This is a genomic window from Micromonospora sp. WMMD967, from assembly GCF_029626165.1.
GTDB lineage: Bacteria > Actinomycetota > Actinomycetes > Mycobacteriales > Micromonosporaceae > Micromonospora > Micromonospora taraxaci.
This window is the reverse complement of the sequence record NZ_JARUBK010000001.1, coordinates 5,735,669-5,754,821: the sequence shown is the minus strand read 5'-3', so window position 1 is coordinate 5,754,821 and position 19,153 is coordinate 5,735,669. Positions and strand designations below refer to the sequence as shown.

Genomic DNA, 19,153 nt, shown 5'->3' with positions numbered 1-19,153 from the left:
TGTCACCCCAGGCGGGCCTCGATGGCCTCGATGATGCGCGGACGCAGTTCGGCGGCGCGGACGACAGCGTCCACCGAGCCGACCTCGACCGCGCGGTGGATGTTGTGCACCCGGTCGAACTCCGCGGCGACCTCGCCGAGCTTCTCCGCCCGCACCGACGAGCGCAACTCGTCGAGTTCCGCGGTCAGCGCGGCGCGTTCGGTGCCGCTGGCGGCCGCGACGCCGGCCTCCAGGGCCCGCACGCGCGGGTCGGCCGCGGTGCGGGCGTTGACGTCTGCGGAGAACACCACGGCGGCGGCGGGTGCGCCACCGAGCACCGAGGCGAACGAGCCCTCCAACGCGAGCACCGTCATGTTCGGGTTCAGCGCCTTCGAGAACACCACGAACGCACCGCCGTGGTAGCGCGAGATCACGCAGAAGACGATCGGTCCGTCGAAGTTCACGATCGCCCGACCGATCTCGGCGCCGTACTCCAGTTGCAGCTTGCGCATCGACTCCGGTGAGCCGTCGAAGCCGGACAGGTTCGCCAGGACGACGAGCGGTCGGTTGCCGCTGGCCGCGTTGATCGCCCGCGCCGCCTTCTTCGACGAGCGGGGGAACAGCGTGCCCGCCGTGTAGGTGTCCGGGCCGTCGGTGGGCGGGAAGCCGTGCCGGGGCACCGACCGGGACTCGATGCCGAGCAGACAGACCGGGATGCCACCGAGGTGGACGTCCTGTACGACGGCGGTGTCCGCGTCCGCCATGCCCGCCCACCGCTCCAGGACCGGGTGGTCCTGGTCGGAGAGGGCCCGCATCACCGTACGGATGTCGAACGGCTTCTTGCGGTCCGGGTTCGCCTCGACGGAGAAGATCTCCCCGACGGTGCGGAAGGCGCTGCCCGCCACGTCGTGCGGGAAGTCGGAGATGTCGCGCCCGGTGGGGTCGGAGGTGACCGCCCGTCGGGGAGCGTCCTCGCCGGGGGCGACGTACGCGTGGTCGTAGTGCGCCATCACCACGTCCCGGGCGGCCGTGAGGTTCGGCGCCCAGTACTGCGCCTGCCCGTTCGGGCCCATCACCCGGTCGTAGCCACCGATGCCGAAGTTGTCCTCGGCGGACACACCACCGGAGAAGTCGAGCGACTGCTTGCCGGTGAGCACCATCGCGGAGTCCGGGGTCATGACCAGGATGCCCTTGGTGTGCATGAGCATCGTCGCCTCGGCGTTCCAGTACGGCTGCGCGCCCACGTTGATGCCGGCCACCACGATGTTGATCTCACCGCCGGCCTGTGTGAACTCGACGATGCGCTTGAGCGCGGCGGCCACCCAGTCCATGTTCTCGGTGCCCGAGGTCATCGAGATCCGCGCGCCGGCGGACAGCGCCCACCACTCCAACGGCACCCGCATCCGCTCGGCCAGGTCCAGGGCGGCGATCACCCGCCGGCATTCCGGCTCCGACAGCGCGCCCAGCGACTTCGTCGGGTCACCGAGCAGCACCACCCGGGTGACACCCTGTGGGTGCCGCTCGGTCGGCGTGGTGACCACCCCGGCGACGATGGCGGCGCTGTTGCGCCCCCGCGGCCGGTCCACCGGTACTAGCGACGGAGCGCAGACGGAGCCGGTTTTGGGCGGAGACGAGCACCGTCCATCCTGCACTGTGTGGTCGTCGTCGAGGTCGTGCTCGACGAAGTCACCGAGTCGGCCGGTCAGCTCGTACGGGTACACGGTGTTGCGGCTGCTCGCGCGCAGCACCTTGAGTCGGTACTCGTCGAGCGGCTCGATCGGCTCGACCGGCGGTTCGCCGACGGCCAGCTCCGCGCCGCCCGCGGCGTCGAACGAGATCCGTACGGCGATCTTGGTCAGTTCGCCGGTCCGGCGGTCGCGCTGCCGCGCGATGAACAGGATCTCCTCCAGCCCGGCGCCGGCTGTCGTCGGGCGCACGCGCCCGGCGATCATCTCCATCTCCTCGCGGGTCAGCTCGCTCGGCGGCCACACGTAGACCACGATGCGGTTGGTGTTGAAGCGCGTCTTCGACGGCCGCAACGACTGGGCGCGGCGGATCGAGTCGAGGCAGGCGGCGATCGCGTCCTCGGTGGTCGGAAGCGCGACCAGGCGGCCGTCCTGCTCGCGAAGCTCGGTCAGGTCCCGCACCTGCGCGAACGCGACGAGACGTTCGTCGGCCCGGTTCTCCCGTGCCACGCACTGGAAGAGGTAGACCTCCTCGTCCGACGACGGCAGGCGGGTCAGGTCGAACTTGTGCAGCCGCTCCAACTGCATCCGCTGCGCGATGTACGGGTGCAGGCCACGGATCAGCCGGTCCTCGGTCAGCCCGGTGTCGGAGGGGCGGAAGGTGAAGTGGTGGTGCATGACCGCCCCGCCGCGACCCGCGACGGTGGTGGTCACCCGGCGGACCTGAGGCGGCAGCGGATGCGCGGCGATCACCTCGGCCAGCGCCGCCGCCATCGCGTCGAAGTCCTCCGGCTGGTTCTCCCAACCGAGGTAGATGTCGGCGTCGACGGACTCCCCGTCGCCGGCCAGCTCGGCGAGCCCGCGCAACGCGCTGCCCAGCGCGTCGAAGCGCACCGCGGCGGAGACCACGCTCGAATCGGCCCGCTCGGCGACCACGAACGTGCAGCCCGCGACGGCCTGGCTACGCACGCCGGTGAGCGCCCTGTTGCCGTAGTACCGCCGGGTCAGCACCTCCAGCATCACCGCGTTGTCGAGGTGGTCGCGCACCAACCGCTGCCCGAGCAGCCGGACCAGAGGCTCGGTGCTGCGGACCATCTCGGCGATGCGCTCGGCGCGGTCCGCCGCGTCCGGCTGCGCATCCAGGTGCCGCAGGTGCCCACGGACCTCGGCGTACACCCGGGCCCGGTTGCGTCGCAGCAGCGGCTGGGCGAACCAGGCGAACACCACGCCACGGGCGAGGTCGGCGACCACGGGGAAACGCACCTGCGTCGCGGCGATCAGCCGCTCCAACGCGAGACCGGCGGGCTCGCGCAACGACTCGTCTGGCGGGGTCTCCCGCAGCCAGGCGCGCAGCAGGGTCGCGACGACAGCGGCCTCGGCGGACGCCCGCTGCTGGGCCAGGAAGATCCGGAACACGGCCGCTTCGAGCGCGGGGGAGCGTTCCAGATCGGTGACGCCGTACCGGCCGAGCGCCTTGGCGAGCCTGGTCTGGAAGGCGTCCGGCAGCCCGGCCCGCTCGACGTCGAGACTCTGCAGATACGTGTGGAAGTACTCCCGGGCGCTGTGCACGTGGGCGCCGCCGCCGTCCTCACCGGTCGGCCGGTTACGGCTCAACTCGGCGAGGTCGGCGAACACCTCGATGAGGTCGAGTTCGGCGGCGAGCGGCCGCTGACCGGCCCCGGGCCGCTGGCTCGCGTCGGTGGCCTGTCGCCGCGCGGTGAGGTAACCGTCGAGCACCCGACGGTCGTCGTGCGGGTCGACGTCGAAGCCGAGCAGCAGCCCTCGCAGGTCCTCCTGACCGCGCCGGACGCGCTCGTCGGTCGGGACGTCCTCGGTGGCGCTCGGCAGGTCCAGTTCGACGGTCTCGCCGGTCGGGCCGTCAGTGGCCTCCTCGGCGTCGTCCGCCAGCGGCTCCAGGCGCAGCAGCGGCGCACCCGCCTCCACCTGGCTGCCCACCGAGACGGCGCACTCCTTGAGGCGGGCCTTGAACGGCGCCCGCAGCACCGTCTCCATCTTCATCGCTTCCAGCACCAGCACCGGGGCGCCCGCCTCGACCTCGGCGCCGATCTCCAGTGGCGTGGCGACGACCAGCGCCGGCATCGGGGAGCGCAGGACGCCACCCTCGTCGCGGCTGACCCGGTGGGTCACACCGTCCACCTCGACCAGGTGGGTCGGCCCGTACGTGCCGGTGAGCAGGCGGTAGCGGATGCCGTTGACGACGATCTGGCCGGTGTGCCGGTCGAACCGGTCCAGCTCGACGTCGGCGGTGCGGACGACGCTGCCCGCCTCGATGCCGACACGGAACCGGTGTGGGCCGACCCGGGCCACCCGGGTGCGGTAGCCGACGCCGCGCAGCTTGAGGTCGAGCGGTCGGCCGCTGGCGTGCTGTACCTGGGGGCGTCCGCCGGCTGCCGTCGACAGCAGCCGCTGCCGCTCGACGCGCTCCTCCTCCTCGTACGCCTCGATGGCGGCGGCGGCCAGGGCGACCGCGCTGTGGCGGTGGGTGACGAGTCGGCCCTCGCCACGGACGCGGTCGATCCAGCCGGTGTCCGCGCTGGCGTCGATCACCTCGGGCTGGTCGAGCAGGTCGAGCACGAAGCTCTTGTTCGTCGCGCCACCCTCGATGATCACCGTGGTGTTCGCCATGGCCCGACGCAGCCTGCCGAGCGCCTCGTCGCGGTCGCGGCCGTACGCGATGATCTTCGCGATCATGGAGTCGAAGTCGGCGGGGATGGTGTCGCCCTCGCTGACGCCGGTGTCCACCCGGATGCCGGGGCCGCTGGGCAGGTCGAGCCGCGCGATCCGCCCCGGGGACGGCGCGAAGTCACGGTCGGGATCCTCGGCGTTGAGCCGGGCTTCGATGGCGTGGCCGCGCTCCACCGGCGGCGTGCCTTCGAGCCGGCCGCCGGAGGCGACGTGCAGTTGTGCCTTGACCAGGTCGAACCCGGTGGTCAGCTCGGTGATCGGGTGCTCGACCTGGAGGCGGGTGTTGACCTCCAGGAACGCGAACAGCCGGTCCCCGGGGTGGTACAGGAACTCCACGGTCGCCGCCCCGCGGTAGCCGACCGCCACGGCCAGCCGCTCGGCCGACGCCTTGAGTTCGGCGGCCTGCGCCGGGTCGAGCACCGGTGACGCCGACTCCTCGATGACCTTCTGGTTGCGCCGCTGCACCGAACAGTCGCGGACGCCGAGCGCCCAGGCGGTGCCCTGTCCGTCGGCGATCACCTGGACCTCGACGTGCCGGGCCCCGGTGACCAGGCGTTCCAGGAACACGATGCCGCTGCCGAAGGCCCGCGCCGCCTCCTGGCTGGTCCGCTCGTACGCGTCGTCGAGCTCGGCCTCGTTCCGGATCACCCGGATGCCGCGCCCGCCGCCGCCCGCTGTCGCCTTGAGCATCAGCGGGTAGCCGATCTCGGCCGCCGCCGTCCGGGCCGCGACCAGGGTCTCGACAGCGCCGCGGCTCCACGGGGCTACCGGAACGCCCACCTCCTCGGCGATCAGCTTGGAGCCGATCTTGTCACCGAGTTGGCGCATGGCGTCCGGGCTCGGCCCGACGAACGTGACGCCGATCTTCTCGCACAGTTCCGCGAACGCCGGATCCTCGGCGACGAAGCCCCAGCCGACCCAGGCGGCGTCGGCTCCGGTCTCGGTCAGGGCGCGTTCCAGCACCTGGAGATTGAGGTACGGGCGGGCGGATGCCGGACCGAGATCGTAGGCGATGTCCGCTTCGCGGACGAAGGTGGCGGTGCGGTCGACGTCGGTGTAGAGCGCGACGGTTTCGAGCTGGATGCCGGTCTCCGCGGCCAACTCGCGGACCGCGTGGATGAGCCGCATGGCGGCTTCACCACGGTTGACGATGGCGACACGGTTGAACACCCGACTGACCCCTTAGCTAGACCTTGAACTGCAGTGATCACCTTTCCGGCTGGCGGCGGCCAGCGCTATGGCGCAACCACTGAACCAACAGTCGCTCAGTTGTAGGAAGTGCACAAAACTTTTTGGCACCCAGGCGTCGGCTCCGGCAGTTGATCAAGTCGGCCCGGGCGGTTCACGTCGACCGTGTCCCGTGTTCACCCCGGCCTGGTCGGCTGGTCAGGAAGATCATCGCCGGGCCGGGTCACCAGCCGGTTCGATCCTCCCGGCGCAGGCCAGGAATCGCATCACGAAAGGAGCGGCAATGAGGTCATCCAACCTCGTACGCCCGAGTCTGGCGCTGCTGCTCGCCGCGGGGCTGAGCACGCTCGTGGCCCCGGTCGGCGCAGCCCACGCCACGACCGCCACGGTAACCGAGGCGGGCACCCCGGTCTCCGTCACCTCCACCGAGCAGCTCGCGCCGGGGGTCACGTACAGCTCATTCCAGGTGAGCACGCCTCGCGGCGTCACCGTCGGCTACCTGCTCACGGCCGACCTGAAGAAGAACGCCGTCTCCCTGGACCTGCTGCACCCCGACGCGGTCGCGCAGCGCACTGTCGTCTCGGCCATGACGAACGACCAGGGGGCCGTCGCCGGTGTGAACGGCGACTTCTTCAACAACGCCGAGACCCACGCCGGCGTCACCCCGACCTACTCCTCGTCGGGCCCGGAGATCGCCGACGGCGAGGAGTTGAAGTTCGCGGTGCCCACCGCGCAGCGCTTCGGCCCCGGCCTCGCCCCGGGCACCTCGACCCGGGACGTGTTCGGGGTGGGCGTCAACGGCAAGGCGCGCGTCGACACCCTGAGCCTGGACGGCGAGGTCCGCAGCGCCAAGGGCACGATCGCCCTCAGCGGCCTCAACCAGTACGCGCTCCCGGTCGGCGGCGTCGGCCTGTTCACCTCCGACTGGGGCGCCGCCTCCCGGATCCGCTCGACCTGCGGCTCCGACACCAGCCGCAGCGACCCGTGCAGCACCCACACCTACGAGGTGACAGTGCGCGATGGTGTGGTGACCACAGTCGGTCAGGTGCCCGGCGCGGGCGCGATCCCCGCCGACACCCAGGTGCTCGTCGGCCGTGAGGGCGGCGCGGACGCGCTCGACGACCTCGCCGTCGGCGACCGGGTCCAGGTGCGCGAGAAGCTCGACTCCGTCGGCAAGCCGAAGCTGACCTTCGCGGTCGGCGGAGCGCCGATCCTGCGCGACGGCGCGCCGCTGGTCGGCCTCGACACCAAGACCGCCGCGGTACGCAGCTCCGCCGGGGTCAGCCCGGACGGCCGGACCGTCTACCTGGTCGCCCTCGCCGGCCGTGCCCCGGCCAGCGCCGGCTTCACGATCGCGGAGCTGGCCGACCTGATGCGCTCGCTCGGCGCGTACGACGCCGTGAACCTGGACGGCGGCGGATCGAGCACGGTCGCCGTCCGCGAGCCGGGCCAGGCCGCGGCAACCGCCCGCAACAACCCGTCCGACGGTACGGAGCGCGCTGTCGCCAACGGCATCGGGATCTTCGTGGGCCGCCACTGACCTGTCGGACCCGTACGGATTCGCCCCGCCCGGTGCCCGCCGGTCGGGGCGAATCCGCATCCGGCACCTGTCGTCCCGGACCCTGTCGTCCCGGACCCTGTCGTCCCGGAAACTGTCGCCCCGCGACGGAGAATGAGGACGTGACCGTTCTCGATTCGCGGGCGCTCAACCGCGCGACGCTCGCCCGGCAGTTGCTCCTCGATCGCGCCGAGATGCCGGTTCCCGACGCCGTCGCGCACCTCGGCGGTCTGCAGGCGCAGGAGCCGCAGGAGCCGTTCGTCGGGCTCTGGTCGCGGCTGCGTGCCTTCGACCCGGCGGTGCTCTCGCACCTGCTGACCGAGCGACACGTGGTGCGCACCCACCTGATGCGCCGCACCGTCCACCTGGTCGTCGCCGACGACGCCGTGGCCTGGCGGTCCCGTCATGACGCCATGCTGCGCCAACGGGTGCTCGGCGTCTACCGCGGCGAGTTGACCGGCGTCGACCTCGACGAGCTGGCCGTGGCGGCCCGGAAGGTGCTGGCCGACGGTGAGCCGCGCTCGATGCCGGAGATCGGGCGGGCGCTCGCCGAGCGCTGGCCGTCCGCGGGTCCACGGGCGCTGGGCGAGATGGCCGTCGCGCTCCTCCCGTTGATCCAGCTGCCACCGCGCGGCCTGTGGCGTACGAAGGGGGGCGTGCGGCACGTCCTGCTCTCCGCGTGGCTGGGCCGGGACGTCGACCCGTCGACCCCGGAGGGCTCCGATCCCGTCGGCACGGTGCTCGTCCGCCGCTATCTGACCGCGTTCGGGCCTGCTGCCACCGCCGACCTGCGCGCCTGGTGCGGCCTCGCCGGTCTGCCGGCGGCCGTTGCCGAGATGCGCGACGAGCTGGTGACCTTCCGCGACGAGCGCGGTCGGAAACTGATCGACCTGCCCGACGCGCCGCGCCCCGACCCGGAGACACCCGCCCCGGTGCGGTTCCTGCCGGCGTTCGACAACGCGATCCTCGGCTACGACGACCGCAGCAGGATCATCGACGACGCGCACCGTCTCCTCTCGGTGGCCGGCGAGCGCGTGGTGCTGGTCGACGGTCGGGTCGCCGCCACCTGGGCCGTCGAGGCGGGCACGGTGACCGTCAACCCACTCACCAACCTCGGCCGCGCCGACCGCGCCGCAGTGGAGGAGCAGGGGCACGCCCTGGCGTTGTTCCTCTCCGACGAGGAGAGCGACCGGGTGCGGGTGGCCCCGTCCCCCCGGTGACGGGTGCGGAACAGCCGTCACCGGGGAAGGCGGAGCGTCAGTCGATGGTCGGCGGTGCCGTCCTCGCCGCCTCGGCGAGCGCCGTCGCCGCCGTGGCGTACGGGTTGTAGCTGTAGGTGCGCACCAGGCCCGCCGGCACCGTGAAGTACTCGGCGGACAGTTTCGCCGGGTCGCTGGCGATCTCCCCGCGCGCGGGGACGTCGTTGCCGTCGTCCCAGCCCCACGGCGCGTTCGCCGAGTTGGTCGAACAACTCCAGGTGCCGACGCCGCAGTCGCCGGAGTTGTCACCGGCGAACGTGCCGAGGCTGGCGAACAGGCTCGGGTTGGACCGCTGCGCCCACAGCCCACCGTCGGCGAAGATGTCGATCAGTTGGTACCGGACGTCGCGGTCGTTGCCGCTGCTCGGCGTCTCGGCCACCGTCGACGGGTAGTAGATCAGCCCGTCGCCGTTGATGGCGTACTGCGGGTAGGCCTTCAGGCCATGGCCCTGAGCCTCCTGTGCCGTCACCGGGTGCTGGAACGCGTCGTGCGGTGACGCCTGGAACTGCAGTGTGCCGTCGATGCTCTCCCGGCCACCGGTCCAGGTGCTGCCGGCCGGCGTGTACGAGTAGAAGTCGCTGTGCGCCACGGTGACGGCCGAGCGGAGGACGCCGTACGGGGAGCCGTCGCGCTCGATGGCGAACAGGGCGCCCTCGCCGTCGTTCTCGTGCTCGGTCTCGAAGAACGGGTGGTCGGTCCAGTCGCGGGGGTGGAAGAAGAAGTACGTGATGTACCAGTGGGTGCTCGTCTCGACGACCGAGTAGTAGGCGTGGGCGGCGAGTGAGGTGCCTGCCTGTCCGGCCCGGTCCCAGTTGTTGCGGCCGTTGAGGTCACCGTCGAAGTCGACTCTGGTGATGTAGTCCGACTGACCACTCAGCGCGTGGCTGCCGGTGGCGTCGACGTCCTGGTAGTGGATGGGTGCCCAGCGGAGGGCGAGTTCGGCGCGGCTGACGGCGGCTGCGGCCGGCGTCGGCGCGGCGAGGAGAGAGCCGGTCAGCAGCGCGGTGGCGGCCGCCGCGATCAGCGTCCTCATCGTCCGGGGTCGCCGGGTCCTGGTGCTTCTGTCGAGCATGGTGTGCTCCCACGTCCGAGGTGATAGACAAAGATGAATCATTGTCGGTGTGGGAGCCCGGCGCGTGTCCGTTCGGCGAAGAGGAGACGGACGATTCCCGACGGACTGCGGACGGCCCCTTTTCCCAGGGCCGGGCACGCGCTTGCATCGATGTTTGTCGACTGCCATGCTGTGGTTCGGTCGTGCTCGGGAGCCAGCGCGCACCACACCCTCTCCGGTCCACAGGACGCACGCGGTGGTCAGGCCACCCGTGCCGGGCAGTCCTCGTCGGCGACCGGTAACCCGAGCGCGGCACCGGCTACCACCTCGGTCATCGGTGCCCGGTAACCACCGGAGGTTCCGATGCTTCGCATGTTCCTCGCCGCCACGACCGCGGCGCTCGCCGTCCTGGGTGGAGCGACCGCCACGGGCGCCGCAGGGGCCACCGGGCCCACACCCTTGACCACGCAGTCACCGGGGCCCACGCCGACGGTCGCGTGCCCGCCCGCGTTGCCGATCACGGCCCGGGTCGCCGGGGTCACCACCACGAGCGTGACCATCTCCTACTCGATCTTCTTCCGCCCGCCGTGCGGCTACGACCCGCCGATGACCGTCAGCCTCTTTGCCAACCGTGAGGACGCCGAGATGTGGCGGGAGCCGGTCGCCTCGGCGGTTTCCGGGACGGCGGAGCAGAACAGCACTGTCACCGTCGACCGGCTGACACCCGACACGGAGTACTGGTACCGGTTCACCGACGCCGAGGGCCGGCGGGACCCGTACATGATCGGGTCGGCGCGGACCGCGCCGGTGGCCTCCTGCCGTGCGACGGCCATGTTCGACGCGCGCTGGGGCAGCGGCTTCGTCGCCACGGTCACGGTTCGCAACACCGGGAGTGAGCGACTGGACGGGTGGCGGGTGTCCTGGCGGTGGTCCGGTGACGAGCGCGTGCAGTCGGTCTGGGGCGGTGTGGCCGAGACCGTCGGCGTCGACGTCACGGTCCGCAACGCCGCCTACAACGGAACGCTGGCGGTGGACGGTGTGGCGACGTTCGGTCTGGTCGCGACGACCAGTTCGGTGCCCGACGGGTTGACGCTGAGCTGCGCCGGCTGAACGAGGCCGCCCCGCTCCCGCCGTCACGGCGGAGGCGGGGCGGCGTCGCGTCGGTCAGGGCTTGCGAGCCACGGCGCCGTACGCGTCGATGCCGACGGCGTCAGGCTCCTCCGCCCGCCACAGCGGGATGGGCACCAGGCCCGGCTCGACCTTGGTCAGCCCGGTGAAGCAGGTGTCGAGGTCCTCCGGGCTGCGCAGGATGTACGGGACTCCGCCGCTCTGCGCCAGCCGTTCGGCTCCGGAGACCACCTCGGGGCTGGTGTCGGTGCCGTCCCAGAGCACGAGGTAGCTGCCGGAGGGCATCGCGGCCATGGTCCGCTCGACGATCGAGCGCACCACCTCGAGGTTGGGCTCGTAGCCCAGCACGCCCATGAACATCACGGCGATGGGCTGGTCGAAGTCGAGCGTCTGCGCCGCCTCGGCGAGGATCTTCTCCGGCTCGTGGTAGTCGGCGGGCACGTAGGTGGTGACACCCTCGGTGGTCGTGTTGGCCAGCAGTGCCCGCGCGTGCACCAGCACCATCGGGTCGTTGTCGACGTAGACGATCCGGGAGTCCGGTGCGATGGACTGGGCCACGGCATGGGTGTTCTGCATGGTGGGCAGGCCGGTGCCGATGTCCAGGAACTGCCGGATGCCCGCCTCGGCGGCGAGGTAGCGGACGGCCCGTACCAGGAACACGCGGGACTGCTGCGCCATGACGACGATCTCCGGGTAGACCTCGGCCACGGCGTCGCCGGCCGCCCGGTCGGACTGGAAGTTGTCCTTCCCGCCCATCCAGTAGTTCCAGATACGCGCCGCGTGCGGCACGTCGGGCTGAAGCTTCGCGGCGAGTTCGGGGTCCGGACCGGCCATGCCAGGCTCCTATCGAGGGGTCGAGAGCTGGAGGTCACCACTGAGGTGTGAGCGGGATCGTACTCCGGCGGTGTCCATTGTCGACGGCGGCCGTCACCGTCGGACCACCCCGTTCTGGTACGCCCACACCACCGTCTGCAACCGGTCTCGTACGCCGATCTTCGCCATGGCCCGTCCGAGGTGTGACTTGACGGTGCTCGTCTCGATGAAGAGCCGGTCGGCGATCTCGACGTTGGACAGGCCCTGCGCGAGCAGCTCCACGATCTCGGTCTCCCGCGCGGTGAGCTGGTGCGCCGCCGCGGCGTCCGAGGGGGGAGCGGGGGTGCGTTTCGCGAACTCCGAGATGACCCGGTGGGTGACGGCCTGGTCGACCAGCCCGTACCCGTTGGCGAGGCGGCGGACCGCCTCGACGAGGTCCTCCGGTTCGCTGTCCTTGAGGATGAACCCGCTGGCACCGGACTCCAACGCGCCGAAGACGTACTCGTCGAGGTCGAACGTCGTGACCACCAGCACCGCCGGCGGTGTGCCCGACGCGTCGGCGAGGATCTGCCGGGTCGCGCTGAGCCCGTCGCCGTGGGGCATCCGGACGTCCATGCAGATGACGTCGGGTTGCAGCCGGCGGGCCAGCTCGATGGCGGCGGACCCGCTCGACGCCTCCGCGACGACCTCGATGTCTCCCGCGTCCTCCAGGATCACCCGGAAGCCGGCGCGGACGATCGCCTGGTCGTCGACGAGCATCACCCTGATCAATTGGTTGCCTCTTCCCTCGGGTGGGACGCGACGGGACCGTTCGTCGGCAGCGTCGTGGTGACCGACCATCCGCCGGCCGGGGTCGGGCCGGCCGCGAACGACGCCCCGATCAGTTGCGCGCGTTCGCGCATCCCCACCAGGCCGACGCCGCCGGTCCGGGTGGTCGGTCCGGATCGTGGGGTGGCCGGTGCGTTCACCACCTCCAGCGTCACCGAGCGGGGCAGGAAGCGGAGTGCCACCCGTACCGGTGCCTCGGGCGCGTGCTGGCGGGCGTTGCTGAGCGACTCCTGCGCGATGCGGTAGAGCGCCACGTCGGCGATCGGCGACACCGCACGTGGCTGCCCCTCCCGGACGAGCTCGACGGGCCCGGAGAGGTTGCCCACCGTGTCGACCAGTTCGTCGAGCGCGTCCAGCCCGGGCACCGGGGCGGCGCCGTCGCCGTCCTCGTGCCCCGGGCGCCCCCGCAGCACACCGACGACGAGCCGCAGGTTGTCCAGGGTCTCCTTGCCCTGACTGCGGATCCAGGCCACCCCCGCCTTTGCGGCTGCCGGGTCGCGGTCGATCAACCGCTCCACCGCCGCCGCCTGCACGACCACGCCGGACAGGTGGTGGGCCGCCACGTCGTGCAGTTCCCGGGCCATCCGGGAGCGCTCCGCGCCGATGGCCGCCTGGACCTTCGCCTGCTGCTCCCGGATCGCCTCGTCGGCCCGCAGCCGGACCAGCTCGACGTAGCGCCGGTAGGTGGCCACGTAACCGCCGACGAACGTCGCGCCGGCGTAGGTCAGGGCGCTCGCCGAGACGTACGCGACGCCGGTCAGCAGGTCGGGGGTCACCACGACGGCGGCCCCGACCGACTCCGCCAGCACGGCCACGCCGGCGGCCAGCAACGCGCGCCGCACCGGCAACAAGGAACCGACGGTGTACGCCACGACGAACGGCGCGACGCCCCGGATGGTCACCTCGGGCAGGGAGAGGCCGTTGACGGGCAGTTGAAGGCCGACGACGAGCGCGAGGCAGAGCAGTGGCCGGACCCGACGCAGGCACAGCAGCATCGCCTGCGCGGAGCAGAGGGCGATGATCAGCCAGGCCCGCGTCGGGTCGAACGACACCCCGTCCTCCGGTGCCGCGAACCAGAACAGCGTCGCCAGCAGCACGAAGGTCAGGACGGTCAGGACCGCCGCCAGGAGGCTGTCCCGGGCGAACACGCCGGTCACTCCGAGCCGGGTCAGCCGTGCGTCGAGCCACCTCGTCAGTCGTGGTGTGCCGGGCTCGGTGCCGGTGTGGTCCCTCATGCGGTTCGCGTCCTTGCTCCGGATCGTTCCGGGTCGGGCGTTCAGTAGGAGATGCTAGGCGCGAGCAGCCGGAACTCCACGGCGAACCAGCCCGCTCCGGCGAGGGCGACCAGGATCAGTGCGCTGCCGACGATCCGTCGCCAACCGACGTGACGTCGGACGTCGTCGGCCAGCCGGACCCCGGCGGGCAGCACGCCGAGCAGACCCACGAGTTGCAGCCCTTGGATGCCGCGCAGGGCGGGCCCGGGTACGTCCTGCAGGCTCATGATGGTGCCGATGCTCAGCACCCAACCGGCGAAGGCGAGCAGCGTACCGGCGACGGCGACGCGGCTCAGGATCCGCGCGGGCCGTCCGGCCCGCTCGCGGGGTGCGCCGCCGAGCCGACGGCGGACGATCGCGCCGACCGGCCAGGCCAGGACGGTGAGGAGCAGCACGACAGTCGACAGGGCCAGCACGGGAAAGGCGAGCGCCGAGGCGCGGGCGGGCTCGACGGGCAGCAACGTGAACGCGGAGTCGAAACTGATCGCCTCGACCCGGTCGTCGGTGGCCCGCATTGCGATGGTGCGCTGCCCGCCGACCTCCCGCCAGACCCACGGTGCGACCTCCTCGTAGAGGGCGGGGGAGTCCGACAGTGGACCCGGCTCGAACCGCAGCCGGTCGCCGTCGGCGACGCTGACCGTCGTCCGGCCGACCAGGCCGATCGCCGTCAGGAAGTTGCTCCGCATCGCCCGCGAGGACTCGTACGTGCCGGCGGCCAGCTGGGCGTGCGTGGCGGTGGTCGCCGCGTCGACGCCCGTGCTCGGCTGCCCGGCGCGGGCGGGGAAGTAGCGGTCGGCGAAGCCGTGCACGACCGCCTCGCGAAGCTCGTGGCTGTCGAGGCCACCGGATCCGTTGCTGTTGAGGGCGAGGAAGATGCCGGCCCGGTCGTCGGGGTAGATCTGCAGGTGCGAGTGGAAGTACTTGGTGTCGCCGCCGTGGCCGAGGATCCGGTGGCCGTTACGGTCCTCCTCGAAGAAGCCGAGGGTCATCCGCGGTCCGTCGGCCAGGGTGCCCAGCGACGTCGCGTCGAGTGCCGGACGCTGCATCAGCTCCCGGGTCGGCTGGTCCAGCAGGGGCGCGAAGCCCACCGGCTCGCCGAGCTGGGCGAGCATGAACCGCGCCATGTCCGTCGCGGGGGCGCTCAACGCGCCGGGCGGGGGCGTGCCGACGATCTCGAAGGGCGCGGCGGGTGCGGAGGACGTGTCGTACCCCTTGGACATCCGGTCGCGCAACGCCGCCGGTAGGGGCTGCTCGAAGGTCGACGACGGCATGCCCGCGCGCTCCAGCACGTTGCGCTGGACGTACTCCTCGAAGCGTGTTCCGCTGACACGTTCGACGATGTAGCCAGCGAGCGCGTTGCTGTAGTTGGAGTAGGCCGGAACGGTGCCCGGCTCGTAGATCTGCTCCGGCGGGTCGGTCACCAGGGCCTTGCGCAGGTCGGTCCTGCTGCCCTCGGTGCCGATGAGGCCGGCGATCCGCTCCTCGAAGCCGGCGGTGTGGGTCAGCAGGTGCCGCAGGGTCACCGCCCGCTCGTAGCCGCGCGGAAGATCGAAGTCGAGGTACGTCTCGACGTCGGCGTCGAGGTCGAGCTTCCCGTCCTGCACGAGTTGCAGGACGGCGGTGGCGGTGACGAGCTTCGACACCGATCCCATCCGGAAGAGGTGCCGGTCCGGGTCGACAGGAACAGCCCCCTCGCCACCGTCGCCGGTGTCGGCGTACCCGTACCCCCGGGTTGTGACGATCTTGCCGTCGTTCACGACGGCGACAGTGGCCCCCGCGATGCCGGTACGGTCGAGCGCGGCCGGCAGCAGGCCGTCCAGCCAGGCGTTGACGTCGGTGCCGGTCAGGGCGGGATCCGTCCCGCCCGTGCCGGCGGGAGCTGCCGGGATGCCGGCGGCCGGGGCCGGGTCGCCCGGCGACGCGCCGCAGCCCGCTGTGGTCACGGCGACGACCACCATGGCCGTCAGCACCGCCCCGAGTCGGGCGACCAGTCGTGCGGGTCGGTGTGAGCGGGATCGAGGAACAGTGCGAGAGCGCATGGTCTGCCAGTGCCTTCCCAGGCGGAACGGGTGTCCGGATCAGGTCCGTGCGGTGTCACCCGGTGCCTGGTTCCAGCCTGTTCGAGCGATCGGCCCGAACCATCTGGCGCAGGACGGCAATGCGTTTACGACCTGAGGAGGAGGGCTGGGTGGCCATTCGCGTGAACCACTGCCCGTGCCGGTGCATCCAACCCTGTGACGAGCCCGCAGGAGTCGTTGCAGGGCGGTTGAGAAACTCCCGGGCCAGGGCGGCGTCGAGTCGACGCCGGGCCGGCGTGGGTTGCGTCATGGGTGGGCCTTCGAGGACTCCGGCCGTGTTCGGCGGCCGAAGAGCACGACGATACAGGCGGGCTGACCGGGGGGCACCCGCGATCAAGCGTCAGGCACTGGTCAGGATCACGAGTTGCTGGGTGGCCCGGGTCATCGCCACATAGCGGTCGACAGCTCCTTGGATGCCGGTGCCGAACGTGTCCGGGTCGACGAGGACGACCAGGTCGAACTCCAGCCCTTTGGCCTGTTCCGGGCTCAACGATCGGACGCGGGACGTCGGCGGGAACGTCGGGTCACCGATCACGCAGGCGATCCCGTCGGCGTGCGTGTCGAGCCAGGTGTCGAGCGTCGACCTCAGCTCGGACACCGGTCCCCGGACGACGGGCAGCCCGTTGCCACGGATCGACGTCGGCACGTTGGCGTCGGGCAGCGCGGTCCGGATCACCGGCTCGGCCACCGCCATGACCTCCGTCGGCGTCCGGTAGTTGACGGTCAGCGAGGCCAGGTTGATCCGGTCCAGCCCGACCCGGTGCAGGCGCTCCTGCCACGACTCGGTGAACCCGTGCCGGGCCTGGGCGCGGTCGCCCACGATGGTGAAGCTGCGCGACGGGCATCGTGCCAGCAGCATCTGCCACTGGGCGTCGGTCAGTTCCTGAGCCTCGTCCACGACGATGTGTGCGAACGGGCCGGCGAGCAGGTCCGGATCGGTGTCCGACAGTGCCGAGTTGTCGACCAGGACCTCGTGCAGGTCCGGTTGGCGCAGCATCGCCAGCAGACCCTCACCGTCGTCGTAGGCGTCGGCGGCGAGCAGCTCGTCGACGACCCGGGCCATGTGGTCCCGTTCCACGGCGGCGGCCGGGTCGCGCCGACTCTTGCGGCCCGCACCGTCCGGGTCGCCGAGCCGGTGCCGTGCCGCGTCCAGGAACGGCAGGTCGGACACGGTCCAGGCCGGGGCGTCGGGGCGTTGCAGCGCGCGTACCTCCTCCGGGGTGAGCCACGGCGCGCACCTGCGCAGGTACGCGGGCACCGACCACAGGTCGCCGACGACGTCGGCCGCGTCGAGCACCGGCCAGGCCCTGTTGAAGGCCGCCCGCAGCGCCTGGTTGCGCAGCAGCGAAGCCCGCAGCGCGTCGTCCGGTACGTCACCGTCGTACCTGTCGACGAGGATCGTGAGCAACTCCTCCCAGATCTCGTCGCGTGCCTCGTTGTGCGGGGTGCCCGGCCCGGGCGCCTGGAACGCGTCGGCCCAGTCGTCAGCGCTCAACCGGATGTCGGCGTCCTCGGTCGTGATCGTCATCGGTGTGCCAGGCGGGTCCTCGTAGAACCTGACCGCCGCGTCGATCACCTCGACCAGGCGGGCGGAGGCCTTCAGCCGGGCCACCTCCGGGTCGGTGTCGACGGTCGCCGTGGCGCCCTCGGGAACGAGGTCGCTCAGGGTGCAGGTCTGCACGTCCTCCTCGCCGAGGCTGGGTAGGACGTCGGCCACGTACGCGAGGTAGGGCTGGTGCGGCCCGACGAAGAGCACCCCACCCCGACGCTGACCGAGACGCGGGTCGGAGTACAGCAGATAGGCGGTCCGGTGCAGGGCGACGACGGTCTTCCCGGTGCCCGGACCGCCGTCCACGACGAGCGCGCCGGCCGACCCGGCCCGGATGATGGCGTCCTGGTCGGCCTGGATGGTGCTGAGCACGTCGCGCATCCGGCTCGACCGGGCGCTGCCCAGGCTGGCGATGAACGCGGACTGGTCGTCGAGCGCGGCGGCGTGCCCCACGAACCCGTCAGTGGTGAAGACCTCGTCCCAGTAGTCGCTGATCCGGCCGCGCGTCCACCGGTACCGGCGGCGGCTCGTCAGGCCCATCGGGTTGGCGTGGGTGGCGCCGAAGAACGGTTCGGCCGCGGGGGACCGCCAGTCGAGCAGCAACCGCCGTCCCTCGCTGTCGGTGAGACCGCGACGCCCGACGTACACCGGATCGGGGTTGCCCGCCTCGACCACGTGGCCGAGGCACAGGTCCAGTCCGTAGCGGCTGAGCGCCCGCAGTCGGGCACTCAGCCGGCGGACCTCGTCGTCCCGGTCCACCGCCTGCCGACCCTTGCCGCCGGGGGCCCGGCGTGCGGTGTCGAGGCGTTCGGTCAGGTCGGCGGTCACCTGCGCGAGGCTCTCCGCCATGGCCGCGAAGTGCCGTTCGTCGCGGGCGATCAGCGCCGGGGCGGCCTTGGGGGAGAGGCGATCGGGAAGGTCGAACACGGAGGTAGGCAAAGAATGCAATTCACGACTTCCATTCGGCCGAATCTGGCTTCGGCCGACGATTTTGCGTCATATATGGGGTCTTGCCGCAAGCCCCCCAGTGCGATATACGTTAGTAGTGGCGGGGGGCGGTGGTCCCCCTTCCCCCGGTCGGCCGGACGTGTCCGCGACCTCCCGCCGCAACGCCGAGGCCTCCTCGTCGCTGTCGCACAGCAGCAAGACCGTGAAGGGGACGACCCCGCCGAGCGGGCTCGCCCAGGTGGCGACTGCCCGCCGCAGGATCTCGACCAGAATGAGTCGATCCTCGGGGTTGCTCGACAACAACCACCGCATGTTCTCGATGACGACCAAGTACCCGTCTGCGGGCAACCAGTGCAGATCACGGAGACAGTCGGACAACGCGTTCCAGTTCCATCCGAAGTAGCCGGGAAAGAGCAACGCGTCGGAGAACTCATAGAAGACGTGGTCCGCGTCCGCCATCCTCTTGCCATCGAGCCGGGCGACAACGAACCTGCCCGTCGCCGGTAGCAGCGTCGTCAACTCCACCCGATCGGTACGCGAGCAGACCGCGAACCGGTCGGGCGATCCGTACCACCAGTTGTCCATGACCTCACTCCACCGCCGCCCTTGATCAGGTGACGAAAAGTAGCTCCCTCGCCCGTTCCCGACCTACTTTTCATCACTTGATCGAGGTGCCGGTGTGGACTGGCCCGCAGCGGCTCAGGGAGCGTCGACGACCTCACGGCCGAGCGGCCAGAACGCCGCCGGCACGAGCTTGAAGTTGGCGACGCCGAACGGGATCCCGATGATCGTCACGCAGAGGGCGATGCCGGCGAGGATGTGGGACAGCGCGAGCCACCAGCCCGCCAGCACCACCCAGAGGATGTTCGCCAACCCCGAGGCGACGCCCGCGCCGGGCTTGGGCACCACCGTGCGGCCGAAGGGCCACAGTGAGTAGACCGCGAGGCGTAGCGACGCGACGCCGAACGGGATGGTGACGACCAGGACGAAGCAGATGAGGGCGGCGAAGCCGTAACCGACCGCGAGCACGATGCCGCCGCCGAAGACGAGCCACAAGACGTTCAGTACGAAGCGAATCACCACTCCAGCATGAGCGATGCTCACCACCC

Annotated in this window: 12 protein-coding genes; 3 read left to right on the top strand and 9 right to left on the bottom strand. The window is 71.3% G+C overall.

The annotated features are described in order from the left end of the window. Positions 1-2 precede the first annotated feature (2 nt). Positions 3-5,540, bottom strand: a complete 5,538-nt coding sequence (locus O7631_RS25905; RefSeq protein ID WP_278146660.1) for a carboxyl transferase domain-containing protein — start codon at positions 5,538-5,540, stop codon at positions 3-5. 301 nt (positions 5,541-5,841) lie between these two features. Here O7631_RS25905 and O7631_RS25900 point away from each other — a divergent pair, with 301 nt between their 5' ends. Together O7631_RS25900 and O7631_RS25895 are read left to right on the top strand one after the other, a co-directional pair. Next, positions 5,842-7,098 (top strand): phosphodiester glycosidase family protein, encoded by a 1,257-nt coding sequence (locus O7631_RS25900; protein WP_278146659.1) that lies wholly within the window; start codon positions 5,842-5,844, stop codon positions 7,096-7,098. A gap of 140 nt (positions 7,099-7,238) precedes the next feature. Beyond that, the gene (locus tag O7631_RS25895) at positions 7,239-8,336 is read left to right on the top strand and encodes a winged helix DNA-binding domain-containing protein (protein ID WP_278146658.1); all 1,098 of its coding nucleotides are present in this window, start codon (positions 7,239-7,241) and stop codon (positions 8,334-8,336) included. Positions 8,337-8,373: 37 nt separating this feature from the next. Here the strand turns inward: O7631_RS25895 and O7631_RS25890 are convergent, their stop codons facing one another. After that, positions 8,374-9,447 carry a hypothetical protein gene (locus tag O7631_RS25890; protein WP_278146657.1) on the bottom strand — a complete coding sequence of 358 codons (1,074 nt, stop codon included), beginning with the start codon at positions 9,445-9,447 and terminating at the stop codon, positions 8,374-8,376. 342 nt (positions 9,448-9,789) lie between these two features. Here O7631_RS25890 and O7631_RS25885 point away from each other — a divergent pair, with 342 nt between their 5' ends. Beyond that, entirely contained in the window at positions 9,790-10,536 is a 747-nt protein-coding gene (locus tag O7631_RS25885) for a cellulose binding domain-containing protein (RefSeq protein WP_278146656.1), read from the top strand. A 54-nt stretch (positions 10,537-10,590) separates the two neighbouring features. Here O7631_RS25885 and O7631_RS25880 read toward each other — a convergent pair whose 3' ends face one another. The 7 genes from O7631_RS25880 to O7631_RS25850 all read right to left on the bottom strand — a co-directional run bounded on the left by O7631_RS25880 (position 10,591) and on the right by O7631_RS25850 (position 19,124). Further along, the gene (locus O7631_RS25880; RefSeq protein WP_278146655.1) at positions 10,591-11,388 is read right to left on the bottom strand and encodes an SAM-dependent methyltransferase; all 798 of its coding nucleotides are present in this window, start codon (positions 11,386-11,388) and stop codon (positions 10,591-10,593) included. A gap of 93 nt (positions 11,389-11,481) precedes the next feature. Further along, entirely contained in the window at positions 11,482-12,126 is a 645-nt protein-coding gene (locus tag O7631_RS25875) for a response regulator transcription factor (RefSeq protein ID WP_278146654.1), read from the bottom strand. A gap of 8 nt (positions 12,127-12,134) precedes the next feature. Beyond that, on the bottom strand, positions 12,135-13,430 hold the full coding sequence (locus O7631_RS25870; protein ID WP_278146653.1) for a histidine kinase: 1,296 nt from the start codon (positions 13,428-13,430) through the stop codon (positions 12,135-12,137). 41 nt (positions 13,431-13,471) lie between these two features. After that, positions 13,472-15,439 (bottom strand): serine hydrolase domain-containing protein, encoded by a 1,968-nt coding sequence (locus O7631_RS25865; protein WP_278146652.1) that lies wholly within the window; start codon positions 15,437-15,439, stop codon positions 13,472-13,474. A gap of 448 nt (positions 15,440-15,887) precedes the next feature. After that, positions 15,888-18,023, bottom strand: coding sequence for an RNA polymerase recycling motor ATPase HelR (helR, locus tag O7631_RS25860; protein WP_278146651.1), 2,136 nt, complete (start codon positions 18,021-18,023; stop codon positions 15,888-15,890). 69 nt (positions 18,024-18,092) lie between these two features. Next, complete coding sequence (locus tag O7631_RS25855) at positions 18,093-18,629, bottom strand: barstar family protein (protein ID WP_278146650.1); 537 nt, start codon at positions 18,627-18,629, stop codon at positions 18,093-18,095. A gap of 114 nt (positions 18,630-18,743) precedes the next feature. Then, complete coding sequence (locus O7631_RS25850; protein WP_278146649.1) at positions 18,744-19,124, bottom strand: YccF domain-containing protein; 381 nt, start codon at positions 19,122-19,124, stop codon at positions 18,744-18,746. Between the last annotated feature and the right edge of the window lie 29 nt (positions 19,125-19,153).